We start from the raw sequence: 14613 nt of genomic DNA on the forward strand, positions 1-14613 counted from the left end.
GGTGGTCAGTCGTCTGCCGGTGCTTCTGCTTTCTCCGTGTCGTCTTCGTCGGCCCACGAGAACAGGTCGCGGAGCGGTTCGCCGACCTGCTCGATGTCGTGGTTCTCTTCTGCTTCCTTGAGCTGGGTGTACGACGGGCGACCCGCCTGGTTCTCCAGAATCCACTCGCGTGCGAAGGTGCCGTCTTGGACCTCTTCGAGGACCTCCTCCATGCGCTCTCGGCTGTGTTCGTCGACGACGCGGTCACCGCGGGTCAGGCCGCCGAATTCGGCGGTGTCGGACACCGAATGCCACATGCCGCCGAGCCCGTCTTCGTACATCAGGTCGACGATGAGTTTCAGCTCGTTCAGGCACTCGAAGTAGGCCATCTCGGGGGAGTAGCCCGCATCGACGGGCGTCTCGTAGCCCTGCTTGACGAGCGAGGTGACGCCGCCGCAGAGGACGGCCTGTTCGCCGAACAGGTCCGTCTCGGTCTCCTCCTTGAACGTCGTCTCGATGACACCCGCACGAGTACAGCCGATGGCGTGGGCGTACGCCAGTGCTTCGGCTTTCGCCTCGCTGGTCGTATCCTGGTAGACCGCGATGAGTCCGGGCGTCCCCTCCTCGGCCTCGTAGTTGCGGCGGACGAGGTGGCCGGGGGACTTCGGCGCGACGAGCGTCACGTCGACATCCTCTGGCGGGCGAATCTGGTTGTAGTGGATGTTGAAGCCGTGGGCGAACTGGAGCGTGTCGCCGGGTTCGAGACCGTCGCGAATCTCTTCGAACACCGCCGGTTGGACGGTGTCGGGGACGAGGACGGAGACGATGTCGGCTTCCGCGGCTGCCTCGGCGGGCGTCGCAACGCGGAGTCCGTCTTCGCGCGCGGCTTCGCGGGACGACGAGTCGGCGCGGAGACCGACGACCACGTCGACCCCGCTGTCGGCGAGGTTCTGGGCGTGGGCGTGGCCCTGACTGCCGTATCCGAGGATGGCTACGGTCTTGTCGTCGATGTTCGTTCGGTCTGCGTCGTCGTCGTAGTAGACTGTCGTGGTGAGTTCGGTCATTTGGTATTGGGTGTTGGTTTCGTGGGTTCGCCGGAGGTTGCGGGTTCCTCTCCGGGGACTGTCTTCTTCGCGCCGTGGGCGAGGGCGGTCTGGCCGGTCCGGGCGATTTCGATGATGCCGAACCGACGGAAGGCGTCCACGGCGTCGTCGATTTTGTGCTCGTCGCCGGTCAGTTGGACCGTGATGGTCTCCGGGCCGGCGTCGAGGGTCTGGCCATCGTACATCTCCGTGATGGCGTGGACCTTATCGGGCTCTTCGCCGCGAACTTTCAACAGGACGAGTTCCGCGCGAACGGCGTCGTCGTCCAGTTCGCCGATGGAGATGACCGGCTTGAGTTTCGCGAGTTGTTTTTCTATCTGGTCGATGCCGGGGTCGGGTTCCTCGACGACCATCGTGATGCGCGCGTGCCCATCGACGGTGGTCGGCCCGACCGTGAGGCTCTCGATGTTGAACTGTCGGCGCGCGGCGAGGCCGGCGACTCGCGAGAGGACGCCGGGTTCGTGCTCGACGATGGCCGACAGCACGGTTCTGCGTGGTTCGTGTTCGGACTCCGCTTCGGGGTCGATGCGGATGCCCTGGGCGTTCCGCCGCCCATCTGGGTGCGGCCGTTCTTCGGGCGCGGGACCCTGCAGTCCTCGTTGGCTATCACTCATAACTGGTCCTCCGTCAGGGCGAATTTCCCGTTCGCGCCGCCCGAAGAGACCATCGGGTAGACGTTTTCGGCGGGGTCCACGTGGAAGTCGATAACCGACGGGCCGTCGTAGGCCAGCGCCTCTTCGATGGCGTCGGGGACCTCCTCGTAAGAGTTGACGGTCCAACCGCGCGCGCCGAAGGCTTCGGCGAGTTTGTCGAACTGCGGACACCACTCGTAGCCGGCGGCCATGCGACGACCCTCGAAGAAGGCGTCCTGCCACTGGCGAACCATCCCGATGTACTCGTTGTTCAGGATGGCGACGGTGATGTCGAGATTCTCGCGGACCGCGACCGACAGTTCCTGAATCGTCATCAGGAACGAGGCGTCGCCGTCGACGCAGACGACGGTTTCGTCGTCGTCAGCGGCGAGTCGGGCACCGATAGCGGCCGGCAGGCCGTAGCCCATCGTTCCCAGTCCGTGCGACGAGACCCACCGACGCGGCTCGCGAAACGTCCAGTACTGGGCGGCCCACATCTGGTGTTGGCCGACGCCGCTCGTGACGATGGTCTCGTCGGGCGTCGCTTCGTCCAGTGCCTCGACGACGAACTGCGGTTTCAGCGGTTCGTTGTCGGGGGCCGCGTAGTCCATCGGGTACTCGTCGGTCCATGCTTGGCACTGTTCGACCCACTCGCGGGCGTCGGGACTCGCCGTCATCTCGGCGTCGACGCGCTCGATAGCGCGGCCGGCGTCGCCGACGACCGGGTAGTCTGCGTGGATGTTCTTCGAAATTTCCGCCGGGTCGATGTCGATGTGAACGACCGCTGCTTCGGGTGCGAACGTGTCGATGCCGCCGGTCAAGCGGTCATCGAATCGCGTCCCGATTGCGATGAGGCAGTCGGTGTGCGTGATGGCCATGTTGGCGTAGCCGGTGCCGTGCATCCCTGCCCACGAGAGGCAGAGTTCGTGGTCTTCCGGCATCGCGCCGATTCCGGGCATCGTCGTGACGACCGGAATCTGGTGCTCGGTCGCAAACTGCCGGGCCACGTCCGTCGCATCCCCCTTGACGACTCCACCGCCGAACAGCAGGAGTGGCTTTTCCGCGCGCTCGATGGCTCGAGCCGCCGCCTCGACTTCGGCATCGTCCGGCTCTGTCCGGGGGCGGCACGTCTCCGGTGCCTTCCCCGGGCCGGGTTCGCGGTCGGTCTCGCCGAGGGAGACGTCCTTCGGGAGGTCGACCAGCGTCGGGCCGGGGCGACCCTCGGCGGCGAGCGCGAACGCTTCACCGACGGTGTCGCCGACAGTGTCGGGAGACGTGGCGAAGTAGTTGTGCTTCGTGATGGGCGCGGTGACGCCCGTCGTATCCGTCTCCTGAAACGCGTCGGAACCAACCATGTCGGACGGGACCTGTCCCGTGAGCGCGAGCATCGCGTCGGAATCCATGTTCGCGTCGGCGATGCCGGTCACGAGATTGGTTGCGCCCGGGCCGGACGTGGCGAGACAGACACCCGGGTCGCCGTGAACGACGCCGTACGCGTCTGCAGCGTGGGACGCACCCTGTTCGTGCGCCATCGTCACGTGACGGATGTCGGAGTGATACAGCGCGTCGTAGATGGGCATGATAGCCCCGCCCTGCACGCCGAATGCCGTGTCAACACCGGCGTTTTCGAGGGCGCGAACGACCGCCGTCGAGCCCGAAGTAACTTCGGTTTCCGTCGGTTCGTCGGGCGTCGTGGTCGGATTGGGGTCGGTCGTGGTTGCTGTGCGTTCACTCATGTGTCGGCTCCGTGGTATCCGCGATGTGTGTTCGGTCGTCGATACGGGTGCTGTCGGTCGGCTGCGTGGTGCTGAGACTCCATTGTGGGGACTGCAGGGGTGTCTGAAAACGGTGCGAATCCGCGGGACAGAGAGATGGAGTGGTAGGGGGCTAGGCCCCTACAATAATGAGCGACCGAACAGCAGCGACGGCAGCACCGCTCGCTCCGAACTGCGGAGCGGCGAGTGCCTGGGTGTCGTCGCGCTGCTTCATCGTATGCCACACGTACTTCCGGGCTATAATAATCCTTTCGCGGCGGGCAACGATTGCACGCCGTTTGGGACGGGGCCCGGAACCGGGTACACGTGTAGGGCGGTCGCCCCGTAGGGCCACAGCCCGACGCCATCAGGCGCGGACCTCCTCCTCTCTCTCGTTTTCGTGGGGTACCCCCACATCGCGGGCGAACACTTCGAGCGTCGAGTCGTCGATGCGCTCTTTTTCCGCGCCGTGGTCCTTGACGCGGCGGGTGACTTCTCGAACCTCGGCGTCCGAGGGGTCGAACCCGATGTCCGCGAGACGCTTTCGAACCGAATGCGTCCCCGTGTGCTTGCCGAGTACGAACTCGCGCGTCGCGCCGACCATCTCCGGGGTCATGACGCCCGGTTCGAACGTGTCGGCGTTCTCGATGACGCCAGCGGCGTGAATACCGCTCTCGTGGGAGAAGGCGTTCCGCCCGACGACCGGCTTGTTCGCCGGAACCGGGATGTCGGACGCCTGCTCGACGATGCGAGCCAACTCGGTGATTCTCGTCGTGTCGATGCCGGTGTCCACGCCGTAGAGGGATTCTGCGGACATGACGACCTCCTCGTAGGCGGCGTTGCCGGCGCGTTCGCCGATGCCGTTGACCGACACCTGCGCTTGTGCGGCACCGGCTTCGAATCCGGCCATCGCGTTGGCCGACGCCAGTCCGAAGTCGTCGTGTGCGTGCACGTCGATTCGGGCGTCGGTGTGTTCGCAGACCGTCTCGACCATCCGGGCAAAGCGCGTCGGCGTCGCCACGCCGCAGGTGTCGGGGAGGTTAATCCAGTCGACACCGGCGTCGGAGACGGCTTCGACGACCTCGATGAGGAACGCCTCGTCAGTCCGGGTGGCGTCCATCGGCGAGAACATTACTTCGACGCCCGCGTCGCGGACGCGTTCGACACTGCGAACGGCGCGCTCGACGGCTTCCTCGCGGGAGGCGTGCATCGAGTCGGCCAACTGGACATCGCTGGTGCTCACGAACGTGTGCACCATGTCCACGCCGGAGTCCAGCGCGGCTTCGATGTCCTTGTCGACGACGCGGGCCAACCCGCACGTCGTCGTGTCCGTCGAAGCAGCGATATCGGAAACTGCCTCGAACTCCGCATCAGAGTTCACCGGGAACCCTGCCTCGATGACGTGGGTTCCCATGTCGTCGAGGGTGTCGGCGATATCGCGTTTCTCCTCGTAACTGAAGGAGGTTCGCGGAGACTGTTCGCCGTCGCGGAGTGTCGTGTCGAAGATTCGTACGTCTTCGATTTCAGATTGTTGGGCTAATGTGCCCTGGAAGAACTCGACCCGCCGGAGAACCCGACGAATCCTCCGTGTTGTTGTGAGACATCGTGTCAGTCAGGTGCCTCAACTCATATTTAAATGTTTCTCCCAGACAGTATCACGAACGTTCACCTCCGACAGCGTGACAATGACTGTCGGCCCTAATCAAAGTACCTAAACGGCCTTATATTATCCAATGTCATATAGTGACTTGATATGCCGGTGCAGCGTTCACCATGTCGCAGTTCCTAATACAACCACACATAGTTTAGAAACAAAATTTTGGAAGGGGTGCGCGCACTTTGTACTGGACAAATGTGAGCCGCGAACGGCGGTCATCGGGACCACTGTAACCCGGTCTGGCCAACAACCACCCAACTACTCACCATCGACTGACCGAACCCTTTTCTCGTCGCTCGACAACCGGGCGGGTATGGGCGACTTCAATCTCAACTTGCAGACGGCCGAAGAACATCTCGACGTGGACGACGCCGAGGGGGATGTCGTCCTCGGCGTCCTCGACGGGTCGACCCCGCCGGAGGAGTGGGTCGAGTCCGTCGCTCGCGGAAACGTTCTCATGTTGGCTATCGACGGCGACCTCAACAAACTCGCGTCGGACTTCGCACGCGATGTCAAGGATATGGGCGGACAGTTGATGCACTTCCGGAAGTTCCTCGTCGTCTCCCCACCGGGGGTCCAAATCAACACCGACAATCTCTGAAGATTGGGGGTGAGCAAAACCGGGGCCATCGGCCGCGGGGAGAGGTCTTATGCGCGTTCCGCCCGACAATACAGTCATGCCGATGAAAGGTCGCGGAACCTCCCAACTCCAAGAAGTTGACCGATGGGACCACGGTGTCGGATGGCTCGCGCACCCCGACGAGACCATGCAACGCGCCAGCCACATTGTCGAAGTCAACGGCGACGTATGGGTATTCGACCCGGTCGACGCACCCGGCGTTGACGACCTGTTCGCCGAGTTCGGCGACGTAGCCGGCGTCGCTATCGGACTCGACAGACACAAACGCGACGCGGCGGCCATCGCCAACCGCCACGAAGTCCCCGTCTACGTCGCGTCGTGGATGACCGGCGTTGCCGACGAACTCGACGCGAACGTCGAGCGGTTCGGAAACACGCTCGCCGACTCGGGCTTTCAGACGTTCCGTATCGTCGACCGCTCGGTCCCGCCGTGGCAGGAAGTCGGCTTCTATCACGAGGAACTGCGGACGCTCTTCGTTCCCGAGACAGTCGGCACGGTCGACTACTTCTGTGCACCCGGTGAACGACTCGGTGTCCATCCCATGCTCCGTCCGTTCCCGCCGCGACGGGCGTTGTACGGCTACGACCCCGACCGCCTGCTCGTCGGCCACGGTGCGGGTATCTCGGAGAACGCGGGTGACGAACTCAGAACAGCACTCTCGAACGCCCGGAGGAACCTCCCGAACGCCTACATACAGGTGGTCAAGTCGATGTTGTCGAACTGATGGGGGACGAGACGAGCATGCTCGGTGACGAAGGACACGCGGTTGGCGACGAAGGACATATGATTGGTAACGAAACACAGACAGTCGGCGATGGGGGACCCAAAGTCGGCGAATCGGAAACCACCCACTCGGTGAACGACGAAACCGTCGAACCAGACGAGCAACGCCGTATTCACGCGACTCGCGGCCTCATCGACGTACTCCTCGATATGGCAGAGGACGCAGAACCGCAGGCGGTGAACCTCGTTCTCGCGCCGACTCCCGCCGGAGAATTCGATTCGGACCTCGGACTCGACCCCGAGACGCCGGTGCTCACGCACTTCTACATGGCCGAAGCGGGCCAGTCGGTGAGTGCCGTCTTCGGGATGGACCTCGGGACACCCGCAGGAAGGGGCCGCGCCCGGTTCCTCACGCATCCACAGGGGCCGTTCAAACTCACCGAGCGCGACGACCTCGCCGCGGTCGTCCTCCTCGCCGTTCCGCCGTGGGAAGACCGGACGCTGGCCGCCTTCGACCGTGCCGGTCGAAAGCTCGAACTCGTCATCGTCGACGCCGAACCGCCGAAAGAAGAACTGGCCTGATTTGGACCCGGTTGTCCCGGGCGAGTTTGGGGTGCAGCAGGTCGCGGTATCGAAACCCGGAGTCGCTACTGTAGGTAGCCGAGGTCGGTCAACTGCTCCGCAATCTCCTGGAACTCCGACTCGGAGAGGTCGCCACCCGACCGCTCGTGCTGGATGACGATGCTGCGAAGCAGAAACCGGACGAGGTCACTCGTACTGGAAAATGTCGTTCCTTCGAGTGTTTCGTCGACGCGGCCGGCCAGCTCCTTCGGGATAGAAACCGTCGTGTACTCCGTCATAGCTTGTATCTGGAACTCATCGGGGTTAACCCCAGCGGTACTTCGTAGTAATATAATTCAAGGCAATATTTTGACAAGTGGTGACTAACGATATCTCCGGAGGTTGGGGGTTTTTTCCGCCACGGGTGAGTTATACCGATTCGATGGCTGCGAGACCGCCCCAAAACGATATGTCGGAGCCGGATACAATCGAGTTCGGCATCGCCGCACTGGCCGACGATGTCGATACCGCCGATATCGACTATCCAGCAGATACACGGACGATTGTGCAGGCGCTCGACGATGTCGACGTGCCAGTCGACGCCGCAGGAAACACGGTCAAAATAAGCGAGGCGCTCGAAGTCGCGTCGAAAGACCGCTTCGAGTCGCGTCGGGAGCTGCTGGACACACTGCACCCGATTTTCGAGGAATACCGTGCGAAGGCGTCGAAAAGCCTCATGGGGCGGCTTCGCGCGCTCGTCCCGTTCTGACGGTCCGACGTTTCTCTCCTAGTCGTCCGAACTCTCTCCTTCGAGGTCTTGGATGCGCTTCATTTGTTCGCGGTGGAGCGACAAGATGAGGTCAGACAGCACGCCGAACATCAGCAGTTGGACGCCGAAGAGGATGCCCGCCGCGGAGACGACGGCGATAACCTCGTGTGACACGGTCCGGACAACCCACTCGTAGGCCACGTACGCGGCGAGACCGAGCCCCGTCGCGGTCGACGCGAGACCGACGCTCCCGAAGTAGAAAAGCGGGTTGTTGGTCTTGGCGCGTCGGTAGAGTTCGAGAAAGATGATGCCGCCGTCGCGAATCGGGTGGAGGTTCGTATCCGACCCGTCCGGGCGAGGGTAGTACGTCGTGGGCACGACCGTCGTCTCGATGCCGCGTTTCGCGCACTCGACGGCCATCTCCGTCTCGATACCGAACCCGTCTGAGGTGAGCGTCATCTGCAAGAACGATTCGCGGGTGAACGCGCGGTAGCCGCTGAGAATATCTCCAAAGTCCTGCCCGTGGATGAGCGCGAAGGCGCGGTTGATGATTTGGTTGCCAATCCTGTTCAGCGTCGTCATCGCGCCGGACCGCATGTCGGCGAACCGGTCGCCGATGACGTGTTCGTATCCCTCACCGAGCGGTTCGAGCATCTTCGGCGCGTCCGTTGGCTCGTAGGTCCCGTCACCGTCGAGCATCAGGACGTATTTGGTTTCGACGTGCTTTTCAACGGCTTCTCTGACTGCTTGTCCCTTCCCGTCCCCGGACTGAACGACGACGCGCGCGCCGGCCTCTTCGGCGAGTTCGCGCGTCCTGTCCGTGGAGTCGCCGTCGACGACGAGGACGTTTCCGAACCCCTCGTCTCGGTAGTCGGCGACGACCTCGGCGATAGTCTCCGCTTCGTTGTAGGTCGGGACGAGGACGCAAACGTCCGCGTAATCCATCGGCAGTACCTGTGAAGTGGACGCTTAAAAGTGGTTCCGAAACCCGGTGCGCATTCGCGGAAGGGACCGTCGGGATTTTTGTCGCAGTCCGTCAAGGGCGGACCATGCGCAGACTCGTCAAACGTCTCGGCGGTGCCGTCACGGCGCTCCTTTCTCTCACGGGGCTCCCCTACGTGATTTACCTGCTCCTTGCAAAGGTGTGGAACCCACAGGGGTCACCCGCAGAAAAGAGCCGTGCGGAACCGTCAGTCAGCATCGTCCTCCCGACGTACAACGAAGAACGAATCGTCGAGAACAAACTCCGCGACCTCGTGTCGCTCGACTACCCGATGGACAAAGTCGAGGTCGTCGTCGTCGACTCCAGCGATGACGACACTCGCGACATCATCCGCAACTTCTTCGCCGACCGGGAGACCCCCGAGTTGACGCTCCTCGAAGAAGACGAACGCCGCGGCCTCGCGCCCGCGCTCAACGACGCCTACGCCGCCACGAAAAACGAGATGGTCGTCAAGACCGACTGCGACTCGAAAGTGGCCCCCAACGCGCTCCGCGAAGCGGCCGCGAACCTCGCAGACCCGGATGTCGGTGCAGTAACTGGCCGAAACGTCGAGGTACTCGGCGGCAGCGACGTCGAAGAGGGCTACCGCGACATCCAGGCGACCATCCAGGCGCTGGAGTCGCACATCGACTCGACGCTCATCTTCCACGGTCCCTTCTCGGCGTTCGAGCGGGACGAAATCGTCCCTATCGACCCCGACTCCATCGCCGACGACACCGAGTTGGCGCTGAAGATTCGACGCAACGGCAAGCGCGTCATCTTCGACCCGGCAGTGCAGTACATGGAAGCGTCACACTCCGAGTTCGGCAAGCGGCGCACGCAGAAGGACCGTCGTGCGATGGGCCTGATTCGCCTGCTCTTCCAGCACCGCGACGCCATCGGTCGCCACGGTCTCTACGGCGGCGTCGTCCTCCCGTTCAACTGGTGGTTCATGGTCGTCTCGCCGTGGCTCCTCGCGGGCGCAATCGGGCTGACAACGCTCGCCGGTCTCCTCGTCGCCGGCCCGCTCGGACTCGCAATTCCCGCCGCGCTCGGCGCGTTCACGCTCCTCGGCTCGCGCGACCTCCTCGGCTCGCTCCAGCCGTTTTACGCCATCTTCGACACGCAGGTGTCCCTGCTTTTCGCCGCCGTGAAACTCCTCCGCGGCGAAGGTTCGGCTATCTGGGACGTCGACGAGGAACTGCGGGATGTCTACGAATGAATCGCCGACTCAACCGACGGACCGACCGATAGCAGAATGAAGATACTGCAGGTGACGCCGCGGTATCCGCCACAGTCCGGCGGTGTCGAGACGCACGTCCGTGAAATCTCGGAACGTCTCGTCGACTGCGGCCACGACGTGACCGTCATCACCACGGACGCGGGGGCGGACGGCTTCCGCCGTGAGCGACGCAACGGTGTTCGCGTGCGGCGGCTTCGAGGTGTCGCACCCGGCGGTGCGATGCACATCTGCCCGCAAGTCACCCGCGCGGTGAGACAGGCTGACGCCGACGTCGTGCACGCACACAACTACCACTCGTTTCCGCTTTTCTTCGCGGCGCTCGGCGTTGGTGACCGAAGGTTCGTGGTGACGCCGCACTACCACGGCGCAAGCGCGAGTTCCGTTCGTGACCGTCTTCTGTCGCTGTACCAACCGCTCGGTCGATGGGCGGTCCGGCGCGCAGACCGAGTTGTTGCGGTGAGCGAGTGGGAGCGGTCACACCTCGAAGGTGATTTCGGCGTCGACGCGACGGTCATCCCGAACGGACTCGAAATCGACCGGTTTGCGTCGGCCGAGGCAACTGAGAGAGGCCGTCCGTACATCCTGACCGTCGGCCGGTTAGAGGAGTACAAGGGTGTCCAACACGCGATTCGAGCGCTTTCGGAACTTCCGGAGTACGACATACTGGTCGCCGGAAGCGGCGACTACCGCGACGAGTTGGAGCAAATCGCCGCCCGAGCGGACGTTTCCGACCGCGTCGAATTCCTCGGCTACGTCGCCGACGAGGACCTCCCCGGACTCTACGCGGGGGCCGCGGCGTACGTGACACTAAGCGAATTCGAAGCGTACGGCATGACGGTCGCAGAGGCGCTAACCGCGGGGACGCCTTGTGTCGTCTCCAACGCCGCTGCGCTCTCCGACTGGACCTCCGAGTCCGGAGTCGTGGGAATCACCGACACCAATCCGGTGCGTGTCGCAGCGGCCGTCCGCGAGGCGCGCGACCGAACAGAGACCGATGCAGAGACGGTCATCGACTGGGATGCCGTCGTCGGCAGGTTGCTCGACGTGTACGATTGAACGGTAACCGCACCAAGTGAAGCGGTCAGTATATGAATTCCCCCATTTTCAAAACAAACTAAGTTCCTATTTTAAAGAAAGGCTGACAATACCAGATTATCAAATGTCATTATTAGCACCAAACATTGACATTGGATAATAACGACTCTCGCATATGGCCACTTTGGAAGGGGGTCCGTCCATCGGTGCGAATATCGAGCACTCTGGTGGAGCGGGTGAACGCTTCGACAGCGAGATTGAAAACTTCGACAGAGCCAATCTCGGGTGCGGGGATGAGTACAAGGAAGGGTGGTATAACGTCGACATCCGAGACAGCGTCGACCCGGACGCTGTCTGGGACTTCAACGACTATCCGTGGCCATTCCCGGATGACGCCTTCGACGAGGTGGTTCTAGACAACGTCCTTGAACACCTCGACGACCACTACGCTGCCCTCCAAGAGATTCACCGTATTACTCGCGTCGGCGGAACGGCGAAGATTGCCGGACCACACTGGAACTCAGCCGGTGCGTGGATAGACCCAACACATACGCGCCCGTTCGACCCGCGGACGTTCGAGCACTACCTCATGAGCGATATGTTCGACATCGTCGACCTCACGGTAGACAAAGTTCGGTGGGCGAAACCACTCCCTGATTCGGCTGCGCTGTGGCTCGCCGATAGTTTCGGACAGGGAGTCTCCGGATTCGAGGTCGTCGTCACCCCGACTTCGCAGTCGAAATAACGGTCCGGGTTGAAACGGTCGGCACCGTCCAGAGTCCTTTTTACCCCGGTCGTGAGATGCGTACGGTATGAACGTGCTGCTCGTCACCGTGGACTCTCTCAGATACGACCGCGTGAACGAGCGGGTCATGCCGTTCACGCGGTCTTTCGCGGACGACGCGCTGGAATTCACCCAGTGTGTCGCGAACGGTCCATCCACCCCCGCTTCGTTCCCGTCTATCCACGCGAGTCGCCATTTCGCTAGCATCGACGGACTCGGTCTCCCTGCTGGCGGAGGCGGCATCGTCACGCTCGCAGAACACCTTCGGGACGCCGGCTTTGCCACCGCAGGCTACACAGACAACCACTTCACCAGCGGGTCGTACCACTTCGATAGGGGGTTCGACACGATGCACGACGCCAGTGGCTCGGCGGAGGCCGGGAAGCTCAAGCAGTTCGTCCAGTCGAACCTCAATAAGGACGGGATTCTGTTCAAAACCATCGAGCGAATCTACACCAAAGTCGACGCGATGTGGTCGACGACCGTCGGCAACGAAAGCGAGTACGAGCGGGCCGCCTCGCTCAACCGTCGCGCACTCGATTGGATAGACGAACGTGAGGAAGGCGAAGACTGGTTCGTCTGGCTTCACTACATGGACGTCCATCACCCCTACGAGGCCCCCGAAGAGTATCAGCGGCAGTTCCTCGACGAACCGGTTGGAATCGCCGAGTGTCGACGACTCTCGCGGAAGGGGACGCATCACCCCGAAGAGGTGACGGACGAAGAGTGGGAGTTGATTCGCAACCTGTACGACGCCGAGTGCGCCTACGTTGACGACCAGTTCGAATCGCTCATGGGCGAACTCGACCAGCGCGGGGTCGTAGACGACACGACCATCTGTTTCACCGCCGACCACGGCGAACTCGTCGGCGAACACGGCAATGCAGGCCATCCCGCTGAGTTCTGGGAAGGGACTGTTCGTGTTCCGTTCCTTTTGAGCGGAACCGACGAGACGGGAACCGTCGACGGGCAGGTCCGACTCCTCGATACGGCACCAACACTGGCGGACGCGGTTGGGCTGGATGTACCTCGCGAGTGGCGGGGAGAGTCTGCACTCGACGTGGCCCGTGGCACAGTTGATGGGCGAAAATACGCGTTCGGCGGTGTCGGTCGACAAATCGACTACAAGCGGAGCTACGTCCGCCGCAACGACGGCTGGAAGCTACTCCGACACGCCGACGACGGTGAGTTCTGCTTCGACGTCACCGAGACTCCCGAAGAGCGACCCGAAGACGACCGTTCGGGAGACGACATTCCCGAATACGACGAACTCTCCACCGCCCTCGACGAACACATGCAAGAAATGAAAGACCTCAGAAGCGGTGTTGGCGGCGTCGATGAGGGCGAAGAGATGGTCGAAGAACATCTCCGCGAACTTGGCTACCTCGAATAGCAGTCAAGTTATTCCAAGTACCCGAGTTCGGCGAGTCGGTCGCGCGTCGACGAATCGACTTCCATCTTCTCGTCGCCGTGGACGCCCATGCCGAACGTCTCGTACGCCTCTCGGAGTTCGGCAGGCGGGTCGTCAAGTGGGTGTTTCTCGCCCGGGTCGTCGCCGAGGTCAAACCACACCGTTTCGCCCGTTTCCGGAACGTCAATGAGTTTCTTCTCACCCAACCAGACGGCACGCTGATTGTATCCGTACCCGGTTTCTTCGCAGATGACGGGCGTTGCTGAGTCTGCTGTCCGAGAGAGCGGTCTCCCCGAGAACTCGGGTGTATTCCCGAGTTCGAGTGCCTCTGCGATGGTGGGAACGACATCGACGAGCGAGACGCGAGTGTCGTCGTGGCCAGTATCGACGGTCGGTACGTCGACCCACAGGGGGACCGTAGCAACCTCTTCGAGCACGCTATGGCCGTGGTCAGTCCCGTAGAACCCTCTCGGGTCGTCGTTCAGGCGTCGTTCGAGGTCAGTGTGTTCCCAGAACGCTTCGCCGTGGTCGCCGCAGACGACGACGATGGTGTCGTCTGGAATCGCTTCAAAGAGCCGACCGAGTTCGTCGTCTGCGCCGCGAATCGCCGCATCGTACGCGCGGAGTCGTGCATCTCGGTACTGCTCGAACTCATCGTCGTCGGTCGATTCTCGGAAGCGCCAGTCTTCGAGTCCGTCCACGTCGGGGACTCCGAACCGCTCGCGGTGTCTGTCTGGAATGTCGAGCGGTGCGTGTGGGTCACCGAGTTGGAGGTGTAGGAACCAGCGGTCGCGGTTGCTCATCCATTCGAGAGCCGTGTCGACGCGCTCTGTGGCGTCGGTGTACTTGATGTCGACCGACTGGAAGCGGTCGCCGACAGACTTGTCGGCCATCGGAATCGCGCTCACCATCCCCGTCTCGTAGCCCGCTGATTCGAGCAGGTCGGGGAGTGTTGGAACGTCCGAGCGCGGGCGGGTCGGGAACTGCTCTGACGAGAGGTCGCGCGGGTCAGAATCGAATCGACCACCGTGTTCGTGCGGATATCGGCCCGAGACGAGCGATGCAATGGATGGGAACGTCCACGGACTCGCAGCCGTCGCATTCGAAAACGACCGACCATCGAACGAATCGAGCGTGGGCGTCGTCGGTCTGTCGTACCCGAATCCGGAGACGTGGTCCGCTCGGAGGCAGTCGATGACGACGAACAGCACGTTTTGTGGGTTTCCGACAGTCGTGTCGTAGTCTACCGTTCGGTCCCGTCGTTCGCGCCAGTGGGCCACCTTGTGCCGGGTGTTCATCCACAGGTTGTTGAGTCGCGGGAATCGTTTGAGCGGGTTCAT

15 protein-coding genes are annotated in these 14613 nt (G+C 62.6%); 8 read left to right on the top strand and 7 right to left on the bottom strand.

Annotated elements, in window-relative coordinates; genetic code table 11:
• Positions 1 to 5: 5 nt before the first annotated feature.
• The 4 genes from ilvC to HFX_RS07700 all read right to left on the bottom strand — a co-directional run bounded on the left by ilvC (position 6) and on the right by HFX_RS07700 (position 5080).
• Positions 6 to 1043, bottom strand: coding sequence for a ketol-acid reductoisomerase (ilvC, locus tag HFX_RS07685; protein WP_014732326.1), 1038 nt, complete (start codon positions 1041 to 1043; stop codon positions 6 to 8).
• Positions 1040 to 1696, bottom strand: a complete 657-nt coding sequence (ilvN, locus tag HFX_RS07690; RefSeq protein WP_004056883.1) for an acetolactate synthase small subunit — start codon at positions 1694 to 1696, stop codon at positions 1040 to 1042. Before ilvN ends, ilvC begins: the two co-directional genes overlap by 4 nt.
• Positions 1693 to 3450, bottom strand: coding sequence for a biosynthetic-type acetolactate synthase large subunit (gene ilvB / locus HFX_RS07695; RefSeq protein WP_004056882.1), 1758 nt, complete (start codon positions 3448 to 3450; stop codon positions 1693 to 1695). The genes ilvN and ilvB overlap by 4 nt, the downstream gene beginning before the upstream one ends.
• A gap of 385 nt (positions 3451 to 3835) precedes the next feature.
• Positions 3836 to 5080 (bottom strand): LeuA family protein, encoded by a 1245-nt coding sequence (locus tag HFX_RS07700; RefSeq protein WP_238547489.1) that lies wholly within the window; start codon positions 5078 to 5080, stop codon positions 3836 to 3838.
• A 358-nt stretch (positions 5081 to 5438) separates the two neighbouring features.
• On the opposite strand from HFX_RS07700, the gene HFX_RS07705 reads away from it, so the two are divergent.
• The 3 genes from HFX_RS07705 to HFX_RS07715 all read left to right on the top strand — a co-directional run bounded on the left by HFX_RS07705 (position 5439) and on the right by HFX_RS07715 (position 7070).
• Entirely contained in the window at positions 5439 to 5726 is a 288-nt protein-coding gene (locus HFX_RS07705) for a DUF5779 family protein (protein ID WP_004056880.1), read from the top strand.
• A gap of 76 nt (positions 5727 to 5802) precedes the next feature.
• The gene (locus HFX_RS07710) at positions 5803 to 6489 is read left to right on the top strand and encodes an MBL fold metallo-hydrolase (protein ID WP_179955375.1); all 687 of its coding nucleotides are present in this window, start codon (positions 5803 to 5805) and stop codon (positions 6487 to 6489) included.
• Entirely contained in the window at positions 6489 to 7070 is a 582-nt protein-coding gene (locus HFX_RS07715; protein ID WP_004056878.1) for a hypothetical protein, read from the top strand. Before HFX_RS07710 ends, HFX_RS07715 begins: the two co-directional genes overlap by 1 nt.
• Before the next feature lie 65 nt (positions 7071 to 7135).
• On the opposite strand, the gene HFX_RS07720 is transcribed toward HFX_RS07715, so the two are convergent.
• Positions 7136 to 7348 (bottom strand): ribbon-helix-helix domain-containing protein, encoded by a 213-nt coding sequence (locus HFX_RS07720; protein ID WP_004056877.1) that lies wholly within the window; start codon positions 7346 to 7348, stop codon positions 7136 to 7138.
• Between the two features lie 143 nt (positions 7349 to 7491).
• Here HFX_RS07720 and HFX_RS07725 point away from each other — a divergent pair, with 143 nt between their 5' ends.
• The gene (locus HFX_RS07725; RefSeq protein WP_049917400.1) at positions 7492 to 7818 is read left to right on the top strand and encodes a hypothetical protein; all 327 of its coding nucleotides are present in this window, start codon (positions 7492 to 7494) and stop codon (positions 7816 to 7818) included.
• A gap of 18 nt (positions 7819 to 7836) precedes the next feature.
• Here the strand turns inward: HFX_RS07725 and aglJ are convergent, their stop codons facing one another.
• Positions 7837 to 8763, bottom strand: a complete 927-nt coding sequence (gene aglJ, locus HFX_RS07730; RefSeq protein WP_004056875.1) for an S-layer glycoprotein N-glycosyltransferase AglJ — start codon at positions 8761 to 8763, stop codon at positions 7837 to 7839.
• Positions 8764 to 8867: 104 nt separating this feature from the next.
• Here aglJ and HFX_RS07735 point away from each other — a divergent pair, with 104 nt between their 5' ends.
• The 4 genes from HFX_RS07735 (at position 8868) to HFX_RS07750 (ending at position 13255) form a co-directional block, all read left to right on the top strand.
• Positions 8868 to 10022: a glycosyltransferase gene (locus tag HFX_RS07735; protein WP_004056874.1), complete on the top strand. Its 1155-nt coding sequence runs from the start codon at positions 8868 to 8870 to the stop codon at positions 10020 to 10022.
• 36 nt (positions 10023 to 10058) lie between these two features.
• On the top strand, positions 10059 to 11099 hold the full coding sequence (locus HFX_RS07740) for a glycosyltransferase family 4 protein (RefSeq protein ID WP_004056873.1): 1041 nt from the start codon (positions 10059 to 10061) through the stop codon (positions 11097 to 11099).
• Positions 11100 to 11253: 154 nt separating this feature from the next.
• Positions 11254 to 11823, top strand: a complete 570-nt coding sequence (locus HFX_RS07745) for a class I SAM-dependent methyltransferase (RefSeq protein WP_004056872.1) — start codon at positions 11254 to 11256, stop codon at positions 11821 to 11823.
• Between the two features lie 67 nt (positions 11824 to 11890).
• A complete protein-coding gene (locus tag HFX_RS07750; RefSeq protein WP_004056871.1) occupies positions 11891 to 13255 on the top strand; it encodes a sulfatase in 1365 nt (454 codons plus the stop codon).
• An 8-nt stretch (positions 13256 to 13263) separates the two neighbouring features.
• Here HFX_RS07750 and HFX_RS07755 read toward each other — a convergent pair whose 3' ends face one another.
• Positions 13264 to 14613 carry a sulfatase gene (locus HFX_RS07755; protein WP_004056870.1) on the bottom strand — a complete coding sequence of 450 codons (1350 nt, stop codon included), beginning with the start codon at positions 14611 to 14613 and terminating at the stop codon, positions 13264 to 13266.

The organism is Haloferax mediterranei ATCC 33500 (assembly GCF_000306765.2).
GTDB classification, from domain to species: domain Archaea; phylum Halobacteriota; class Halobacteria; order Halobacteriales; family Haloferacaceae; genus Haloferax; species Haloferax mediterranei.

What these genes read in the sequence shown, in the direction of transcription:
- ilvC (WP_014732326.1), bottom strand. Translation starts at nt 1,043, where the DNA reads ATGACCGAACTCACCACGACAGTCTACTACGACGACGACGCAGACCGA.
- ilvN (WP_004056883.1), bottom strand. Translation starts at nt 1,696, where the DNA reads ATGAGTGATAGCCAACGAGGACTGCAGGGTCCCGCGCCCGAAGAACGG.
- ilvB (WP_004056882.1), bottom strand. Translation starts at nt 3,450, where the DNA reads ATGAGTGAACGCACAGCAACCACGACCGACCCCAATCCGACCACGACG.
- HFX_RS07705 (WP_004056880.1), top strand. Translation starts at nt 5,439, where the DNA reads ATGGGCGACTTCAATCTCAACTTGCAGACGGCCGAAGAACATCTCGAC.
- HFX_RS07710 (WP_179955375.1), top strand. Translation starts at nt 5,803, where the DNA reads ATGCCGATGAAAGGTCGCGGAACCTCCCAACTCCAAGAAGTTGACCGA.
- HFX_RS07715 (WP_004056878.1), top strand. Translation starts at nt 6,489, where the DNA reads ATGGGGGACGAGACGAGCATGCTCGGTGACGAAGGACACGCGGTTGGC.
- HFX_RS07720 (WP_004056877.1), bottom strand. Translation starts at nt 7,348, where the DNA reads ATGACGGAGTACACGACGGTTTCTATCCCGAAGGAGCTGGCCGGCCGC.
- HFX_RS07725 (WP_049917400.1), top strand. Translation starts at nt 7,492, where the DNA reads ATGGCTGCGAGACCGCCCCAAAACGATATGTCGGAGCCGGATACAATC.
- aglJ (WP_004056875.1), bottom strand. Translation starts at nt 8,763, where the DNA reads ATGGATTACGCGGACGTTTGCGTCCTCGTCCCGACCTACAACGAAGCG.
- HFX_RS07735 (WP_004056874.1), top strand. Translation starts at nt 8,868, where the DNA reads ATGCGCAGACTCGTCAAACGTCTCGGCGGTGCCGTCACGGCGCTCCTT.
- HFX_RS07740 (WP_004056873.1), top strand. Translation starts at nt 10,059, where the DNA reads ATGAAGATACTGCAGGTGACGCCGCGGTATCCGCCACAGTCCGGCGGT.
- HFX_RS07745 (WP_004056872.1), top strand. Translation starts at nt 11,254, where the DNA reads ATGGCCACTTTGGAAGGGGGTCCGTCCATCGGTGCGAATATCGAGCAC.
- HFX_RS07750 (WP_004056871.1), top strand. Translation starts at nt 11,891, where the DNA reads ATGAACGTGCTGCTCGTCACCGTGGACTCTCTCAGATACGACCGCGTG.
- HFX_RS07755 (WP_004056870.1), bottom strand. Translation starts at nt 14,613, where the DNA reads ATGAACCCGCTCAAACGATTCCCGCGACTCAACAACCTGTGGATGAAC.